Consider the following 18,420-nt stretch of genomic DNA (forward strand, 5'->3'; position numbering starts at 1 on the left):
TATAGGAGGCTTACAATATGGATGAAAAAGATAAAAATGCTTGGAGTAAATATGATGAAAAGGGCATAAAAAAAATATTCGATTTTAATGAAGGTTATAAAGAGTTTATGTCAAAATGTAAAACTGAGAGAGAATGTGTAAAGGAAACAATAAGAATAGCTAAGGCACATGGATATAGAGATTTAGAGGACGTAATTAAAAAAGATGAAATATTAAAGGCTGGGGACAAGGTTTATGCTAATAATATGGATAAAGCAATCGCATTAATAATTGTAGGAGAAAAGCAACTTCAGGAAGGTCTGAAAATCCTTGGAGCTCATATTGATTCTCCAAGATTAGATTTAAAACAAAATCCTTTATATGAAGATTCTGAACTTGCTCTTTTAGATACTCATTATTATGGTGGAATTAAAAAATATCAATGGGTTACTCTTCCACTATCTATTCATGGGGTTGTAGTAAAAAAAGATGGAACTAAAATAGATATAGTAATAGGAGAAGATGAAAGTGATCCTGTTGTTGGAGTATCTGATATTTTAATCCATTTAGCACAAACTCAGCTAGAGAAAAAAGGTAACAAGGTTATTGAAGGTGAAGATCTTAATGTACTTATTGGAAGCATACCTCTTAAGGGGAAAAGTAAAGATAAAGACAAAGACAAAGTGAAGGCAAATATTCTTAAGATCTTAAAAGAAAAATATGACTTTGAAGAAGATGATTTTCTGTCAGCTGAAATTGAAATTGTGCCTGCAGGGAAAGCTAGAGATTATGGCCTAGATAGAAGTATGGTTATGGCGTATGGACATGATGATAGGGTTTGTTCTTATACTTCTATTATGGCAATGTTAGATATTAAAAAGGTAGATAAGACTTCAATATGTTTATTAGTTGATAAAGAGGAGATTGGTAGTGTAGGTGCTACAGGAATGCAATCGAAATTCTTTGAAAATACTATAGCAGAAATTATTGATAGAGTAGAGGAATATTCAGATATTAAGCTTAGACGATGTTTAAAAAATTCTAAAATGCTTTCCTCTGATGTAAGTGCGGCTTTTGATCCAAACTACCCATCTGTTATGGAGAAGAAAAACTCAGCTTACTTTGGTCGCGGGATAGTATTTAATAAATACACTGGTTCTCGCGGTAAATCAGGATCTAATGATGCCAATGCAGAATATATGGCTGAACTTAGAAATATAATGGATAAAAATGATGTTTCATTCCAAACAGCTGAACTTGGGAAGGTAGATCAAGGCGGCGGAGGAACAATTGCTTATATTTTAGCTGCATATAATATGCAGGTAATTGATTGTGGAGTAGCAGTTCAAAATATGCATGCACCTTGGGAAGTTGCAAGTAAGGTTGATATATATGAAACTTTTAGAGGTTATCATGCATTTTTAATGGAAGCATAGACTTTATTACAGGCTAGATTGTAAATCTAGCCTGTTTTTTTATCTAAATATGGCATTTTACATTGACAATAAACTTATAATACATTTAAACTAAGGAAAGGCCTATGGTTGTTATATTAATAGGGAATAAGGTGTGAGTCCTTAGCAGTCCTCGCTACTGTAAAAGCTACGAAATCTTAAGATATACCACTGAAAAGAAATCTTTTTGGGAAGGTTAAGATAGTAGGTTTGAAGCTTTAAGTCAGGAGACCTGCCATAGATCTAATTTCAAATATATTTTCGAGGGGGAAAATCATGAAAAAATTATTATCCAAGGTAATGGCAATATTGTTTATAGTATCAATATTTATTGCCAAGCCAAGCACTGAAGTAGTGGAAGCTGCTACTGTAAATAATAACTTAGACAATATGATAAGTAGCACAATAGACGGAATACAAGAAAGTAAGCCTAATCCTGAATTTGGAGGTCAAATGGAATGGCTAATTATAGGGATGGCTCGTTCGAAAAATTGGGTACCATCTTCTTATTATGAAAAGTATTATAAAAGCGTAGAAGAAAAGGTAGAAAAAGAATTTACAAAGGTGGAAGCATTTACACCAGATTATAATAATAAAGATTATACAACTATTTCTGATGCTGCAAAAATTGTACTAGCTCTAAATGCAATAGGTAAAGATGCTAGAGATGTTGCAGGACATGATTTAGTTCAGTTAATACTTGATAGAAAAGGTTTAGGGGATGGAGGAGTATATGAACTTCTATATTCGTTACTTGCCTTAGACAGCAATGATTACGTAGAAACACAGGGCTCGATAAATACAAAGGAAACAATAGTTAATAAGCTCATTGCACAAAAGACAGCTTTAGGTGGATTTGGATATGAATATGGCGGAGAACAGGTAACGGATATTGATACCACTGCTATGGCAATTCAGGCATTAGCTAAGCATAATAATAGAGAAGATGTAAAAAAAGTTCTAGCAAGTTCTTTAAACATTTTAAAAAGTAAGGAAATAGCAACTGGTGGTTATCATGATGACTGGGGTACAGGCGTAAATCCATGTACTACAGCTCAAGCAGAAGTAGCTTTAGTAGCCTTAGGAGACAATAGTGTAGCGAATTTTGAATCAGCACTAGCACCTTTTTATGAGGAAGGAAATGGATTTAAGTTTTCTGTGGATTCTCCAGTTGATGATATTACAACTGCTCAAGTACTTTATTCTCTTGTAGCATATGAGAGATCTAATGAGGGTAAAAGCTTTGTATTTAATATGGCAGATGTAACATCAAAAGCTAAGACAGTTGCAGATAATATAGTGTCTACAGATATTTTTAAAAACATAAAAACTAATAATTCGGAAATTATTATAGGTGGAGCTACAATAGAAGGTAAAAAATATTCAATGACCTTTAAAGGTAGTGATATCACAGATACAACTATTGATTTTAATAAAAATATTTCTTTATATTCAAAGAATAAGGATAAAATTAATACGTTAGCAGACAATGCTTTTATAATAAATTTTGAACATAGTGGAAATATTCCAGATAAAGCAAGTGTAAGTATGCAAGTAGATTTAGCTGATGGAGAATATAAATTATTCTATTTTGATGAAACTACTCAAAAATCAGTAGAACAAGAATCAAAGGTTATTGTAAAAGATGGTGTAGCTCTCTTTACCATAAGTCATTGTTCTGATTATTTCATTGCAAAGGAATTAAAAACTGCAATTACACCTGTTAATACAATTACTGATGAAACTGTTGATATAACTGCTGATGAAACCACGGATGAAACCATTAATTTAGTTAGTGATGTAAATGGAGTTAAAACAGGAGATTCAGCAAATATAGGATATTTAGTAGTCTTTATGATAATTTGTGGAATAGTAGCTTTTAGAGCTAGAAAAAAAGAAGTAGCTTAGGATAAAATAGAAGGGTGCTGAATTATTTCAGCACCTTTTACTAACATTTAAAAATAATAACTAGTGAGGCAAAATAGTGATGAAGAAATATTGGAAAGGCATAGGTCTTTGTATATTAATACTTATATCCATAATTATTGGAGTAAGTAGTTGTGAAATTCAAAGCCCAGAGGAAGTAGTATCATCAAATAAGGATGAAATTACTGAAGTTGAAGAAAATAATAATGAGGCAACAGATGATGCAGTAGATGAGGTGGCTAATAATGATACCTCAAGTGATGTAATTAATACTGAAGAAAGTACTCCTTCGGAAGTACCTAATGAGACAACATCTGAAGAAACTTCAAATGTTGAAACTTCAAAGAGTACAGCAAGTGTAGTTCAAGAGGCAGATAAGAACACCACAATCAATCAGGTTTCTGATAATCAAGTGCCTGAGAAATCAACGGTTCAAGAACCTAAAGTGGAGGAGAAAAAATTATATGCTAGCTTAACTATAGAATGTAAGACAATTTTAAGCAATATGGATAAGTTAAGTGCAAATAAAAAAGGATCTGTACCAGCAGGGGGTATAATATATTCTAATACTTTGAATTATACAGAGGGAAAAACAGTTTTAGATGTATTAAAAAGTAGTGGAATAACAATTGATGCAAATGGAGGTTATATTAAAGGTATTAGTAATCTATATGAATTTGACTGCGGAGGAACTAGTGGATGGATGTATAGTGTTAATGGTGAATTTAAAAGGGTAAGTGCTGGTTCTTATAAAGTGAAAAATGGAGATAAGATTCAGTTTAGATATACGGTTAACTCAGGAGATTTGGAGGGGTAAACTTTGGAAGATAAAAAATTTGAAGATAGCTTCTCTAGCTATCATCCAATAATTAATTTTATATATTTTCTAGGGGTAATATCCTGCAGTATGTTTTTTATGCATCCTGTATTTTTAGGGATTTCAATTATTAGTGCTATGTCATATTCATTTTACTTAAAGGGAATGAAGGCTATTAAGTTTAATTTGTTATATATGATACCAACCCTTTTGTTTGTTGCACTAATAAATCCAATTTTTAATCATGAAGGAATGACTATACTTCTCTATATTAATAAAAATGCTTTAACTCTGGAGGCTGTTACATATGGAGTAGCTTCAGGAATAATGTTTATATCAGTTTTAATATGGTTTAGCTCCTACAATGTAATAATGACCTCTGATAAATTTATGTACATATTTGGAAGGATTATTCCTTCCACCTCTCTTATTATCTCAATGGTATTAAGATTTGTTCCAAGGTTTAAAAGACAAATTAAAGTGATTTCAGATGGTCAGAAATCCATCGGTAAGGATGTTACAAATGGAAATGTTTTTCAAAGAACAAATCATGGAATAAGGATATTATCAATTCTTACAACTTGGTCATTGGAAAATTCTTTTGAAACAGCTGATTCTATGAAAGCTAGAGGGTATGGATTAAAGGGGAGAACTAGTTTCTCTCCATTTAAATTTAGTAAAAGGGACAGGATAGCTTTAATAATACTGCTGATTCTTATAGGTACAGTAATTATGGGCGGAGTTTATGGAGAAAACAGCATAGATTATTTTCCTAGTATTATAGTAAAGCCTATAGAGTCTTTTAGTATCTATGTTTATACTTCATATTTAATATTATGTATATTTCCTATTATTATTAATATTTGGGAGGAGATTAAATGGAAATTATTAAAATAGAGAATTTAACATTTAAATATCCTCTTAAGGATAAGAAAGCTTTAAATAATATAAATCTGTCTGTTAATAGTGGAGATTTCATTGTTATTTGTGGTAAATCAGGCTGTGGAAAGAGTACATTACTTAAACATTTAAAGCCTACATTAACACCCCATGGAGAAGTTCTTGGGAATATATATTATGAAGGACAGGATATTATAGAAATTGATAGTAGAGTCCAGGCATCAGAGTTAGGTTTTGTTCACCAAAGTCCGGAGAATCAAATCGTAACAGATAAGGTATGGCATGAACTTGCCTTTGGACTTGAGAATTTAGGGTATGATAATGAGATTATAAGGCTTAGAGTAGCTGAAATGGCCAGTTATTTTGGAATTGAGAAGTGGTTTTTCAAGGAGGTTTCAGAACTTTCTGGCGGAGAAAAACAAATTCTTAATTTAGCTTCTATTATGGCAATGTCACCTAAGGTATTGATTTTAGATGAACCGACCTCTCAACTTGATCCTATTTTGGCGGCTGAATTTCTAGATACTATTAAAAAGATAAACATGGATCTTGGGATTACTGTTATTTTATCTGAGCATAGGTTAGATACAATTTTTCCTATGGCGGACCGTGTAGTTGTTATGGAGCACGGGAATATAATTATAGATGCTACTCCCAAAAAGGTAGGGGAATTTTTAAGGGATAATAAAAATGATATGTTTCTTGCAGTACCTTCACCTATGAGAATATATACCAAAATTAATAATAATTTAGAGTGCCCTATAACAGTCAGAGATGGAAGACGATGGCTTGATAAATTACTTTCTAATAGTGAAATAGTGATTACAGAAAATGAAGAAATTAAAGAAGAACCCCTAGGAGATCAGGTAATTGAACTTAAAGAAGTTTGGTTTAAGTATGAGAAAAATGGTTCATACATCTTAAAAGATTTATCTCTAAAGGTACATAAGGGAGAATTATATTCAATAGTGGGGGGAAACGGTACTGGTAAAACTACAACTTTGAATTTAATAAGTGGAATAAATAAAGCCTATAGAGGCAAAGTTTTTATTCACGGCAAAGAAATAGGGAAATATCTGTCTAAAGAATTATTTAACAATAATTTAGGAGTTCTTCCACAAAATCCTCAATCCATTTTCACAATGAAAACAGTTAGAGAAGACCTAATGGAGATGTTATTTGATATTGATATAAAGGAAGATGAGAAAAAACAACGAGTTTCAAAAATTGTAGAGACTTTAGATATAGAAGATATTTTAGATATGCATCCCTATGATCTAAGTGGAGGAGAACAGCAAAAAGCAGCCCTTGCAAAAATATTACTCCTAGAACCTAAAATTCTTCTTCTTGATGAACCTACTAAAGCATTAGATAGTTTTTATAAAGAGAAACTTGGAGTCTTTTTAAAGAAACTTAAAAGGGATGGGATTACAATTATTATGGTAACCCATGATATTGAATTTGCAGCACAGGTTTCTGATACATGTGGAATGTTTTTTGATGGAAGCATTATAACTAGTGGATCACCTAAAAAGTTTTTTAGTAATAATAATTTCTACACTACCTCAGCAAATAAGATGAGTAGAGATATTTTTAAGGCTGCAATAACTTGTGAGGATGTGATTAAGTTATGCAAAAAGAATCTATAAAGAAAACTGTGCTATCTATGTTAATAGTTTTATTAATAATACCAGCAACAATTTTGTTTGGTATTTATGTTTTAAAAGATAGGCAGTATTATTTTATAAGCATATTAATAATTATATTTACAATGGTGCCTTTTTTCATGCTCTTTGAGACACGAAAACCTAAGGCTAGAGAAATAATAATTATAGCAGTTCTTTCATCCATAGCTGTAGCTGGAAGAATGGCATTTTTTATGATTCCTCAATTTAAACCTGTTATGGCTATAGTCATAATTACAGGGATAGCTTTTGGATCTCAGGCAGGGTTTTTGACAGGGGCTGTTTCAGCATTTGTATCTAACTTTTTCTTTGGACAAGGACCTTGGACACCTTGGCAAATGTTTGCTTTTGGGCTAGTGGGCTTTTTAGCAGGAATATTATTTAAAAGGGAAAAATTAAAGAAAAATAAATCTATACTATGTGCCTTTGGAGGAATTGCAACTTTAGTTATATATGGAGGGATTGTTAATATGAGTTCCGTATTAATGGTTACATCAAAGATAACAGTTCAGGCAGTGGTAGCTGTATATGCAGCGGGTTTTTATTTTGATATGATACATGCTTTATCAACTGTGGTATTTTTATTTTTTATATCAAAACCTATGATAGAAAAATTAGATAGGATAAAGGTTAAATATGGACTTATAGAATCAATCTAGGTAACATAACTTATTATAGAATCATATAATGTAGTGTGACAATAGGAGGGGATTTAAATGATAGATAAGTCCCGTTTAAAGAATTACGGATTATGGGTTTCTATAGCTGCATTGATTCCGTTGCTATTACAAGGTTTTGGATTAGATGTTTTACCTGATAATTATAATGCTATCATAAACGCTATTCTTAGCATACTTATAATGCTAGGATTAATTAATAATCCAACTACTGAGTGCAAGTGGTTTCGAGATGATGAAAATAATCCTAAATGTATAGAAAGATATAAAGAAAAGTAAAATAGACTCCCCTAGTAGATAAATACCTACTAGGGGAGTTTATGTTTAAATTAAAAATGGAAAATTATCAATTAATGAAAATATGCAGAAAGGAAATTTTTAAGATATTCATCCTTCATCTTCATACATCCAATGCAACCATGGCGCTTATCATTTTTAAAATAACCATGGCAGTCTGAACCTGCACTTACTAGTAAATTATTGTTTAAGGCAATATCAATTAAAGATGTTTCTTCTTCATGAGAATTTTGAAAGTAGATGGCCTCAATTCCATCTAAGCCTAGGCTTAAAAAGTCATCTATAGGAGATTTCGAGATTAAGATAGGGTGAGCTAAAAAGACCAAAGCATTATATTTTTTTAATAGCTTTATGCCATCCTCTGTGGAAAGCTTAGTTGTAGGAACAAATGCAGGACAATCATTCCCGATAAGTTCTTTAAAGACTTTATCCATGTCATATGGGTAGCCAGCCTTTATAATTTCTTTAGCGATATGGGGTCTTGCTATTAAACTTTTTCCATCATGCATTATAGCTTCAAAGCTTATTTCAATATTAAAGATTTCTTTTAATTTAGAAATCATTTTTTTTGCTCGGATTATTCTTTCATTTTTTATACCGTCTAAAGCTTTAATAAGCTCATCATTAATGTAGCTATCATCTTTAAAATATCCTAGAATATGGATGCTTTCTTTATTATAATTGGTTGATAATTCTATGCCGGGTATTAATTTGATATTTAATTTTGCAGCTTCTTTTATTGCCTCATCAAGTCCTGAAATAGTATCATGGTCTGTAACAGCTAAATATTCTACACCATTGTTGGAAGCTATTTGAACCACTTCCTTAGGGGTTAAGACACCATCAGAGAATGTGGTATGTACATGAAAATCGACCTTAGTCATTAAATCTTGCTCCTTTCTATAATTATGAATTTTCTATATATAAAACCTATGTTATAATTTACGTATTATTAGTATTTTACTATAGTTTGTTTTAACTAACAATAGATAGGGGAGGAAATGGATATGCTACTTATGATTGATAATTATGATTCCTTTGTTTATAATCTTGTTAGATATTTTAAAGAGTTAAATGAAGACATTGTAGTATATAGAAATGATAAAATAACATTAGATATTATTGAACAAGAAAATTTTTTAGGAATAATTTTATCTCCAGGGCCTAAAGCGCCTAAGGATGCAGGATTATGTCTAGATATTATACATAATTTAAAAGGAAAAATACCCATACTTGGAATATGTCTAGGACATCAATGTATAGGAACTTATTTTGGAGGGGAAATTATAAAGGGTAGAGAGCCTGTCCATGGGAAGCTGAGTTATATAAAACATGATGGAGAAGGAATTTTTAAAGATATAAAAAGACCACTTAGAGTAACTAGATATCATTCCTTAGTAATATCGAAAATGGATTTACCTAAGGAGATTAAAGTGACTGCAGAAACAGAAGATGGTGTTATAATGGGAATAGCTCATAATAAATATCCTATATATGGAGTTCAGTTTCATCCAGAAGCAGAGCTCACAGAGGATGGACATAAGATATTAAATAATTTTGTTTTAGAATGTAAGAGGTTTAATAAAAATGAACTTTAAGATAAAAGAATTAGAAAAAAACTATGATCCATTTTATACATATAAGCTTTTTAAAGAATATAAGGATAGTATTTTTCTTGATAGTTCAAAGGAAGATAGTGAACTTTCCTTATATTCATTTATAGGAATAAATCCAATATGTAGATTTAAAGCTGAAGGCAATACTGTTTATTTAGATGGAGAAAGGCTAGAGGGAGAGAATCCCTTTGATTTCTTAGAGAAACTTATGGATAAATATAAGATTGAATATAAATCAGAGCTACCTTTTATAGGAGGAGCTTTAGGCTATTTTTCCTATGATATAGGAAGAATTTTAGAAAAATTACCTAATACAGCCAAAGAGGATGTCCATATTCCAGATAGTATATTTATGGTTTATGAGAATATAATTATCTTTGATTTAGTAGGTCAGAAAACCTTTATTTCTTCACTTGGGGAAATAGATAATAGTATAGAGTCCATTGAAATAAGACTAAAGGATTATAAAGAGAAAAAAGAAATAGTATTTAAAGAAAATGACAATAAGTTTTATTCGAATTTCAATAAAGCTGAATATGAAGAAGCTGTCTTGAAAGTTAAGGATTATATAGAGAGTGGAGATGTTTATATAGCTAATATGACTAGGCGTTTATGGTGCAATAATCAGGAAGAATCCTTTGATATTTATGAAAAACTTAGAAAGATAAATAAGGCACCTTTTTCTGCCTATATTAATTATGAAGAGTTTCAAGTAATAAGCTCTTCCCCTGAAAGATTTTTATCCATAAGGGAGGGGTTAGTACATACTAGCCCTATTAAGGGAACTAGACCAAGGGGGAGAACTGCAGATGAGGATTTAAAAAATAGGAATGCACTAATAAATTCTGAGAAGGATAAGTCCGAGCTTCTTATGATTGTTGATTTAGAGAGAAATGATTTAAGCAAAGTCTGTAGACCAAATACGGTTAAGGTTTTGGAATTATTTAAGATAGAAGAATATGCAACGGTATTTCATTTAGTAGCAACTATTGAAGGAAGACTTAAGGATAATATATCCGCTGTTAAGTGCATAAAGGAATGCTTTCCTGGTGGATCCATAACAGGAGCACCTAAGATAAGGGCCATGGAAGTTATAGAAGAGATAGAGGGTCTTAAGAGGAATATATACACTGGAGCAATAGGATATTTTGATTTAAGAGGAAATTGTGATTTTAATATAGTCATTAGAACAATAATAAAAAAAGGGGATAAGGCTTACCTTGGGGTTGGTGGAGGAATAACCTGGGATTCCGAAGAGGATGCGGAATGGTTTGAGACCATAGATAAGGCTAGGGCTTTAATGAGGGTATTATAATGAGAAAAATAATCTACCGAGAGGATAATATTTTATTAGATGAAGGAAGCTTTTTTGGCAAAGGTGTTTTTGAAACTATTCTTTGGCTTAAAAAACCTGTGTTTTTAGAGGAACACATAACAAGACTTAAAATTGGCATGGAAGTTTTAGGCCTGGAGAATTTGGAGGAAGAGAAGTTACTAGAATTTTTAAGTAAACTCTCTATAGAGAATAAGGGAGTAAAGATTATGATAACTCCTTTAAATATTGTAATCACTACTAGAAATATACCCTATGGAGAAGAGGTATATAAAGAAGGTATGAATTTAAATATATCAAAGGTATTAAGAAATAGTACCTCAGCTTTAAGCTATATTAAGTCAACTTGCTATATTGAAAATATATTAGAAAAGGCAAAGGCAAATAAAAATGGAGCTGATGATATGCTGTTTTTGAATGAAAAAGGCTATATTACAGAAACTAGTTGTAGCAATATATTTTTAATAAAAAACCATGGAATTTTAACCCCTAGAAGAGAAAATGGGTTATTAAGTGGTATAATAAGAAAATGGATTATAGAAAATTTTAAAGTCCAGGAAACAGATATTACCCTTAATGATCTAAAAGAAGCTGATGAGGTTTTCATCACAAATAGTCTTATGGGTATAATGAAAATTAAACAAATAGATGATTTTACTTATAATGATGAGATAGGTGTAGTTGACATAAAGCATAAATATGACGCAACTAAACTTAAAATAGGAGGATAATGCAGAAATGATAAATAAAGAAAAAATAATTCAAGGGGTAAAGTTAATATTAGAGGGTATTGGAGAAGATCCAACCAGAGAAGGTTTAATTGAAACTCCAGATAGAATAGCAAGAATGTATGAAGAAATATTTGCTGGGATGGATAAAACAGCAGAGAAACATTTATCTAAAACCTTTAGTATAGGCAGGGATGATTTAGTTTTAGAGAAGGATATAACATTTTACTCTACCTGTGAACACCATCTGGTTCCTTTTTATGGAAAAGTTCATATAGCTTACATACCAAATGGCAGAGTGGCAGGACTTTCAAAGCTTGCAAGAACCGTTGAAGTATATGCAAAAAAACCACAACTTCAAGAAAAATTAACCTCTGAAATTGCTGATGCTATAATGGAGTACTTAGGTGCACAAGGCGTTATGGTATTTATAGAAGCCGAGCACATGTGTATGACTATGAGAGGGGTTAAAAAACCTGGGACAAAAACAATAACAACCACATATCGAGGAGTCTTCGAAGAAAATAGTGAGCTTAGGCAAGAGGTACTATCCTTAATTAAAAATTAGAGAGGTGTTGTACCTTGGAGAGAGTTAATCAAATACTAGAAAATAAGAATTATAGGAATTATTTAAAAAGATTAGAAGATCTAGAGCAAGAAAGAGAATTCTGTAAGCATACAATAGAGCATTTTCTTGATGTTGCAAGAATTGCATATATAAAAGTGCTTGAAGATAATTTAAACTATTCTAAAGAGGTTATATATGCTATAGCCCTTCTTCATGATATAGGAAAAATCCTTGAATATGAAGAAGGAATACCACACCACAGGGGAAGCGTAGAGATATCAAAAGAAATATTAAAAGAAATAGATTTTACTGAAGAAGAAAAAGCTAGTATATTAACAGCTATTGAAGAACATAGGGAAGGTTCAGAGAAAGAGCTTTCAAAACTAATATACATTAGTGATAAGTTGTCTAGAAATTGCTTTAATTGCAGGGCAGAGAAGAAATGTTATTGGAGTGAGGATAAGAAAAATTTTAATATAAGATATTAATCGTGTTTTAGGGGGATTTAAAATGATAATAGGTAATAAAAATTTTGTTATAGGTGAGAGAACTTTTGTTATGGGTATCTTAAATGTTACTCCTGATTCTTTTTCTGATGGAGGAAAATATAATGAGGTTGATCTAGCTGTAAAAAGAGCTGAAATCTTAATAAAGGATGGGGCAGATATAATAGATATTGGTGGTGAATCCACTAGACCAAATTCTGAAGATGTAGATGATAATGAAGAAATACAGAGAGTGGTTCCAATAATTAAAGCTATTAAGGAAAAATTTGATATACCTATTTCAATAGATACCTATAAAGCAAAAACTGCTGAGGCGGCAATTTTAGCTGGAGCGGATTTAATAAATGATGTTTGGGGTTTTAAGAAGGATAAGAATATGGCTAAGATAGCAGCTAAATATAAGGTTCCATGTATACTTATGCATAACAGAGAGGATTTTCCTTATAACGAAATTATGAAAGATATATTAATGGAATTAATTGATAGTATAAATTTAGCACTAGAGGCTGGTGTTAAGAGAGAAAATATTATTTTAGATCCAGGTATAGGCTTTGGAAAGAACTATGAAGAAAACTTGATTGTTATGAATAACCTGGAACAGATAAAAACCATGGGATTTCCAATGCTTTTAGGAACTTCAAGAAAATCTATGATAGGAAATGCCTTAGGACTACCAGTAGATAATAGAGTGGAAGGAACCTTAGCAACAACAGTTATAGGAATTATGAAGGGGTGTGAGTTTGTTAGAGTGCATGATGTCCTTGAAAATAAAAGAGCATGCATAATGACAGACAAAATTTTAAGCTCAAAGTAAAGGCGGAATATAAATGGATAAGATATTAGTAAAGAACTTTGAGATATTTGCAAATCATGGTGTCTTTAGTGAAGAAAAGAGTTTAGGGCAAAAATTTATAATGGATTTAGAAGCAAGTGTATCTCTTGAAGAGGCTGGGAAAACGGGAGATTTAATGAAGTCAGTCCATTATGGAGAGCTTTGCCATTATGTAGAAAAGGTGTTTACAGAAAATACCTACGATTTAATTGAGACAGCAGCTCAAAAAGTAGCAGAAGAGACTTTAATTAAATATCCAATAATAAAAAGCATAAAAGTAACATTAAAGAAACCTTGGGCGCCTATTGGAAGGCACTTAGAATATGCCGCTATTGAAATAAAAAGAAGCTGGCATGAAGCCTTTTTATCCATAGGAAGTAATATGGGTGATAAGGAAGGAAATTTAAATACTGCAATTAAAGCTTTAAGAGACAATAGCAATATTATTGTTGAGAAAGTTTCTTCTTTTATAATAACAGAGCCTTGGGGAAAAGTGGATCAAGATGAGTTTGTAAATGGAGCAATTAAGATAAAAACTCTGCTATCTCCAAAAGATTTGATGAAATCATTATTGAACATTGAAGAAGATATGAAGAGAGTAAGGAGAGTTAAATGGGGACCAAGAATAGTGGATTTAGACATAATTTTTTATGATGATTTAATATCAGAAGATGATTATGTTACTTTGCCTCATCCAAGGATGGAGGAAAGGCAATTCGTTTTAATTCCTTTAAATGAAATTGCACCAAATAAAATACATCCTATACTAAAAAAGAGAATATTTAAATTATTGAAAGAATTGAAAGATACTGTAAGTCATAGAGATTAAATCTATATGTTTAAGAACAATTAAAAAATACCAGATCAAAGATACGTGGCGTCTTTGGTCTGGTATTTTTTGATTTGCCTTATTTAAATTTCTTTGCTTCATTTTCAATATAAGTGCAAAAATCATATAAATTATAATGAGTAGGAACATTATCCATGCTTATAATATCTTCTTGAAAATTTCCATCCCAGGGATATAAGGTTACTATACTAGAGCTATATACCTTAATAATATATTTAGTACCTGAAAAATCTATTCTGATTTGATAAGGCTCTATCTCAGTGGGGATGTTCCCTTCTTTATAATCATCGTCAGATAAAGAGTGAATGAAACTTTCTATTATCATATTTTCTGTATCACTAACAGAAATATTCTTATACATATTTGTATTGAAAATCTCTAAAGAAAAATCTTCATCATTAAGTATTTTTGTATAGACTTCATTTGTATAAAAATTAGGACTCTGTTTATTTTCAAGGTGTATGTACTTAGGATCTCTAAGGCCACAACCTTGAAGAGTAAAAACTAAAAGTAAAAGAATAATAAAACTTAACCTCTTCACAAAATACCTCCAGATAAAGTAAACTACCATATTAATTTATTCTTGACAATATTTTTTAGAACAGTATAAAAATATGTAACAGGGACAAAATTATAGGTAAGGCACATGATGCAAAATAGATAAGGCATACCTTTGCTATTTTTTTAATATGTCTAAGATTGAATTTGGAGGTGTTTATGTTTACTAATTTAAGACGGGGGTCTTATGTCATTATGACTTTAATTTTGGTATATGCTACTTATTATATTTCATTAGGATTGCTTAAAATAGGTTTTAATGGTGCTTCTGGAGAATTTTTTTTCATTGTATTAGGATTTTATTTAGCAATACCATTAATTAAATACACTAAAATAAAAAAGAATGTTATAGAAGGGGAGCTTGAGGAAAATTATAAGATAAACAAAAATTTAAAAAAATTAAATATTCTAGGAAATACTATTGAGGATGCAACTTTAAAGTATAAAAATCAGGATATAAAAATAGAAAAGTTAGTTATTACAAAAAAGGGCATATTTAATATAGTAAAGTGCAATTATACTGGAGATATTTTAATTGAAGAGGATAATAGATGGCATAAAACAAAGAACAAAAGAAAAGATGCTCTACTCTGTCCTATAAATACTATTAGAAATTATAGATTGGCCTTAACTAGCATCTTTGAAGAAGAAGAAATAATAGATTTGATTGTAATTGTAAATGATAGGATTTATATTCAGGGGGAAGAATATTCTGATGTCCCAATAATAAGATATGATGAAATTCTATCCTATATTGAAGATTATGATGGAGAAGAAAAGTACAATGAAGAGGAACTTTACGAAAGAATATATCCAAGTATCGTGAATACTAAGAATACTTCTGAGGACAATAAACTTTATAATTTATTTTTAGATTATAAATGGATATTTAGAAGCAGGCTAGCTTTTATATCAGTTTTTTTGATTTTATATCTTCTTAACATAGTTTATTTAAATAAATGACATAATAGAATATGCTAAAATAGTTAGAAAGTTAGAAATTTCAAGTAAAGACTAAAATGAAGGTAGTAATAGAGAATGACTCTTAAAAGGGCAACGTACCCCCTAGAATTATTGAAATAATTCTAGGGGGTTTAATTTTTTGTAGATATGAATAGATTTATTAAAATCTACATATGGTATTTTATATATTTAACTAAGCACAATATATTGTGTAATTTGCTGAAATAGGTTAAAATAATATTTATGCTCTTAATTTTCAAATAGATAATTAAGAAAAGAGAAAAAGGATTTTTAAATAATTATTAAATTATCGTAAAACAAAAATGGAGGAATATATATGAGTGAAATACTATCAAAAACATTTTTAAAAGAATATAGAGAGGTCGAGAATACACCTTTAAGCAATATTGGTGAATTCGTTTATTTAAGAACTTATTCAAGGTATTTAGGCGATGAAAAAAGAAGAGAAAATTGGTTTGAAACTGTTCTTAGGACAACAAAATATAATATTGAACTTGGTATGGACTTCAAAAAGAAAAATGGATTAATTATAAATATGAAAAATGAGATAAAAGAAGCTGAAGCTTTATTTGATAACTTATTTAATTTAAGAACTTTTACATCTGGCAGAACCCTTTATATGGGTGGGACAGATATAGTAAAAGAATATCCACTTTCAAATTTTAATTGTTGTTTTACAATGATTGAGAAATTTCATGATTTTGTAGATGTATTTTATCTTCTTATGGTTGGTTCTGGTGTAGGAGTTAGAATTGATAAGGAATTAATAGCCGATATGCCTAAAATACGGAATATACATTTAAGTGGAATATACACTGAAGGTGTTTATAAATATACGCCAAAAGAATATATGGAAGATACAAAACTTATTTTAGATAAAAAAGATATGGCTACAATTAAAATTGGTGATAGCAAAGAAGGTTGGTGTAAGGCATTAGAAACTTACTTCAAATTAATTACAGATGAAGAATATACTAATATCAAAAAAATAACACTTGATTATAGTTATGTTAGACCAGAAGGTGAAAGATTAAAAAGATTTGGAGGACGTGCATCTGGACACAAATCATTAAAGAGAATGTTTGAAAAGATTAATAAGGTTTGTAATAACCGTATTGATGGTATATTAAAATCAATAGACATTCTTGATATATCAACTATAATAAGTGAAAATGTAGTATCTGGTGGAGTAAGACGTAGTGCAATGATGATTCTTTGTAATGAAGATGATACAGATGTTATTAATTCAAAAAGTAATATCTACAAAATAGTGAATGGAAATTGGATAGAAAATCTAGATGTTTCACATAGAAAAATGAGTAATAATTCTGTGTTATATAAAAAAAGGCCATCTTTAGATAAAATAAAAGAAATATTAAATTCCATAAAAATAAATGGTGAACCAGGATTTATTAATGGAAGTGAAGCAAAAAAAAGAAAAGATAGTTTTAAGGGTTGTAATCCCTGTGGAGAAATTTTGCTTAAATCGCATGAATGCTGTAATTTATCTACAAATAATTTAGTTGCTTTTGTAAATGAAAATAACGAATTAGATATTGAAAATTTAGAAGAAATATTAAAATTATCTATAAGAGTAGCACTTAGAATGACTTTAGTAGATGTTGAACTTGAAGAATGGAATAAAGTTATGAGTGAGGATAGAATAATTGGGATTTCTTTAACTGGTATGATGGATATGGTAAATAAAACAAATATGAGCTATGGACATTTAGCTAAATTGTTGAAACATTTAAGAGAGGTTGTTAGAAATGAAGGTACAAGATATTGTACTGAACTTGGAATTTCTGTACCCGAGCTTATGACTACAATTAAGCCTGAAGGATCTCTTTCAACACTTCCATGTGTAAGTTCAGGAATTCATTATTCACATTCTAATTATTATATTCGAAGAGTTAGAATTGCTACATCTGATCCATTATACAAAATGATAGAAAAACTTAAATGTTATCCTATATATAATGAAAATGGGCAAACGGATGAAAATTGTACAACAAAAGTTATAGAGTTCCCAGTAAAATCACCAGATGGAAAAACAAAGTATGATGTTGGAGCTATAGAACAGCTTGAACTTTATAAAATGTCAATGATAAACTGGACAGATCATAATACTTCAATTACTGTACATGTAAAAGATGAAGAATGGAATGTAGTTGCAGAGTGGTTATATGAAAATTTCGAGTATGTAGTTGGAATAACTTTTTTACCATTAATGGATGAGACTTATCCACTTCTTCCTTATGAAGCTATAGCACAAGAAGATTATGAAGAACGTATAAAAAATATTAAGCCAATAGACTATGAATTATTAGCAGAGCTTGATGACGACGAAGAACACGAAATCATCGATACTGAGTGTGCAACTGGAGCTTGTCCTGTAAGATAATATAATGATAAAAGTTCTCTCCTGGAATAGGAGAGAACTTTTTTTGAAAAAATATGCAAATATCTAGTTGTTACAAATAATGTTGCATACATAATAAAAAGACCTTATCAAATAGTAGTTAAACTAAATGATAAGGTCGTTTTATTAAAAATATGGTGCCGATGGCCGGACTTGAACCGGCACGGTATTACTACCAGAGGATTTTGAGTCCACCACGTCTGCCAATTCCATCACACCGGCATATTTTCACAACAAGAATATAATACCATAACTATAAAAATAATTCAAGAAAAAAATTTTTCGTGT

The 18,420-nt window shown here is 30.5% G+C and carries 18 protein-coding genes, 1 tRNA gene and 1 riboswitch; of the genes, 16 read left to right on the forward strand and 3 right to left on the reverse strand.

What is annotated here, in order from left to right:
- The first annotated feature begins 17 nt into the window (after window positions 1–17).
- The 7 genes from CLVI_RS04700 (at window position 18) to CLVI_RS04730 (ending at window position 7,717) form a co-directional block, all read left to right on the forward strand.
- The gene (locus CLVI_RS04700) at window positions 18–1,415 is read left to right on the forward strand and encodes an aminopeptidase (protein ID WP_106058970.1); all 1,398 of its coding nucleotides are present in this window, start codon (window positions 18–20) and stop codon (window positions 1,413–1,415) included.
- An 88-nt stretch (window positions 1,416–1,503) separates the two neighbouring features.
- A riboswitch (cobalamin riboswitch) is annotated at window positions 1,504–1,687 on the forward strand.
- 22 nt (window positions 1,688–1,709) lie between these two features.
- On the forward strand, window positions 1,710–3,341 hold the full coding sequence (locus tag CLVI_RS04705; RefSeq protein WP_106058971.1) for a hypothetical protein: 1,632 nt from the start codon (window positions 1,710–1,712) through the stop codon (window positions 3,339–3,341).
- A 79-nt stretch (window positions 3,342–3,420) separates the two neighbouring features.
- Window positions 3,421–4,176, forward strand: coding sequence for a DUF4430 domain-containing protein (locus CLVI_RS04710; RefSeq protein WP_146127303.1), 756 nt, complete (start codon window positions 3,421–3,423; stop codon window positions 4,174–4,176).
- 3 nt (window positions 4,177–4,179) lie between these two features.
- A complete protein-coding gene (locus tag CLVI_RS04715) occupies window positions 4,180–5,073 on the forward strand; it encodes an energy-coupling factor transporter transmembrane component T (protein ID WP_106058973.1) in 894 nt (297 codons plus the stop codon).
- Complete coding sequence (locus CLVI_RS04720; RefSeq protein ID WP_106058974.1) at window positions 5,055–6,725, forward strand: ABC transporter ATP-binding protein; 1,671 nt, start codon at window positions 5,055–5,057, stop codon at window positions 6,723–6,725. Before CLVI_RS04715 ends, CLVI_RS04720 begins: the two co-directional genes overlap by 19 nt.
- Window positions 6,707–7,420 (forward strand): ECF transporter S component, encoded by a 714-nt coding sequence (locus CLVI_RS04725; RefSeq protein WP_106058975.1) that lies wholly within the window; start codon window positions 6,707–6,709, stop codon window positions 7,418–7,420. Before CLVI_RS04720 ends, CLVI_RS04725 begins: the two co-directional genes overlap by 19 nt.
- A 57-nt stretch (window positions 7,421–7,477) precedes the next feature.
- Complete coding sequence (locus CLVI_RS04730; RefSeq protein WP_106058976.1) at window positions 7,478–7,717, forward strand: phage holin; 240 nt, start codon at window positions 7,478–7,480, stop codon at window positions 7,715–7,717.
- Window positions 7,718–7,788: 71 nt separating this feature from the next.
- On the opposite strand, the gene CLVI_RS04735 is transcribed toward CLVI_RS04730, so the two are convergent.
- Window positions 7,789–8,619 (reverse strand): PHP domain-containing protein, encoded by an 831-nt coding sequence (locus CLVI_RS04735; protein ID WP_106058977.1) that lies wholly within the window; start codon window positions 8,617–8,619, stop codon window positions 7,789–7,791.
- 123 nt (window positions 8,620–8,742) lie between these two features.
- On the opposite strand from CLVI_RS04735, the gene CLVI_RS04740 reads away from it, so the two are divergent.
- From CLVI_RS04740 to folK, 7 genes are read left to right on the forward strand one after another with little or no spacing between them, the layout of a single operon-like run.
- On the forward strand, window positions 8,743–9,333 hold the full coding sequence (locus tag CLVI_RS04740) for an anthranilate synthase component II (protein WP_106058978.1): 591 nt from the start codon (window positions 8,743–8,745) through the stop codon (window positions 9,331–9,333).
- On the forward strand, window positions 9,323–10,666 hold the full coding sequence (pabB, locus tag CLVI_RS04745; protein ID WP_106058979.1) for an aminodeoxychorismate synthase component I: 1,344 nt from the start codon (window positions 9,323–9,325) through the stop codon (window positions 10,664–10,666). Before CLVI_RS04740 ends, pabB begins: the two co-directional genes overlap by 11 nt.
- Entirely contained in the window at window positions 10,666–11,415 is a 750-nt protein-coding gene (locus CLVI_RS04750) for an aminotransferase class IV (protein ID WP_106058980.1), read from the forward strand. The genes pabB and CLVI_RS04750 overlap by 1 nt, the downstream gene beginning before the upstream one ends.
- A gap of 7 nt (window positions 11,416–11,422) precedes the next feature.
- Window positions 11,423–11,980, forward strand: a complete 558-nt coding sequence (folE, locus tag CLVI_RS04755; protein ID WP_106058981.1) for a GTP cyclohydrolase I FolE — start codon at window positions 11,423–11,425, stop codon at window positions 11,978–11,980.
- 14 nt (window positions 11,981–11,994) lie between these two features.
- Window positions 11,995–12,468, forward strand: coding sequence for an HD domain-containing protein (locus CLVI_RS04760; RefSeq protein ID WP_106058982.1), 474 nt, complete (start codon window positions 11,995–11,997; stop codon window positions 12,466–12,468).
- A 22-nt stretch (window positions 12,469–12,490) separates the two neighbouring features.
- Window positions 12,491–13,300, forward strand: coding sequence for a dihydropteroate synthase (gene folP / locus CLVI_RS04765; RefSeq protein WP_106058983.1), 810 nt, complete (start codon window positions 12,491–12,493; stop codon window positions 13,298–13,300).
- A gap of 13 nt (window positions 13,301–13,313) precedes the next feature.
- Window positions 13,314–14,147, forward strand: a complete 834-nt coding sequence (gene folK / locus CLVI_RS04770; protein WP_106058984.1) for a 2-amino-4-hydroxy-6-hydroxymethyldihydropteridine diphosphokinase — start codon at window positions 13,314–13,316, stop codon at window positions 14,145–14,147.
- Between the two features lie 79 nt (window positions 14,148–14,226).
- On the opposite strand, the gene CLVI_RS04775 is transcribed toward folK, so the two are convergent.
- Complete coding sequence (locus CLVI_RS04775) at window positions 14,227–14,709, reverse strand: DUF4883 family protein (protein ID WP_242980558.1); 483 nt, start codon at window positions 14,707–14,709, stop codon at window positions 14,227–14,229.
- Window positions 14,710–14,885: 176 nt separating this feature from the next.
- Between CLVI_RS04775 and CLVI_RS04780 the strand changes: the two genes are divergently transcribed.
- Together CLVI_RS04780 and nrdJ are read left to right on the forward strand one after the other, a co-directional pair.
- The gene (locus CLVI_RS04780) at window positions 14,886–15,689 is read left to right on the forward strand and encodes a hypothetical protein (RefSeq protein WP_106058986.1); all 804 of its coding nucleotides are present in this window, start codon (window positions 14,886–14,888) and stop codon (window positions 15,687–15,689) included.
- A gap of 337 nt (window positions 15,690–16,026) precedes the next feature.
- On the forward strand, window positions 16,027–18,114 hold the full coding sequence (gene nrdJ, locus CLVI_RS04785) for a ribonucleoside-triphosphate reductase, adenosylcobalamin-dependent (protein ID WP_106058987.1): 2,088 nt from the start codon (window positions 16,027–16,029) through the stop codon (window positions 18,112–18,114).
- A gap of 153 nt (window positions 18,115–18,267) precedes the next feature.
- Here the strand turns inward: nrdJ and CLVI_RS04790 are convergent.
- Window positions 18,268–18,354, reverse strand: a tRNA-Leu gene (locus CLVI_RS04790).
- Between the last annotated feature and the right edge of the window lie 66 nt (window positions 18,355–18,420).

It is taken from the genome of Clostridium vincentii (assembly GCF_002995745.1).
Lineage (GTDB): Bacteria > Bacillota > Clostridia > Clostridiales > Clostridiaceae > Clostridium > Clostridium vincentii.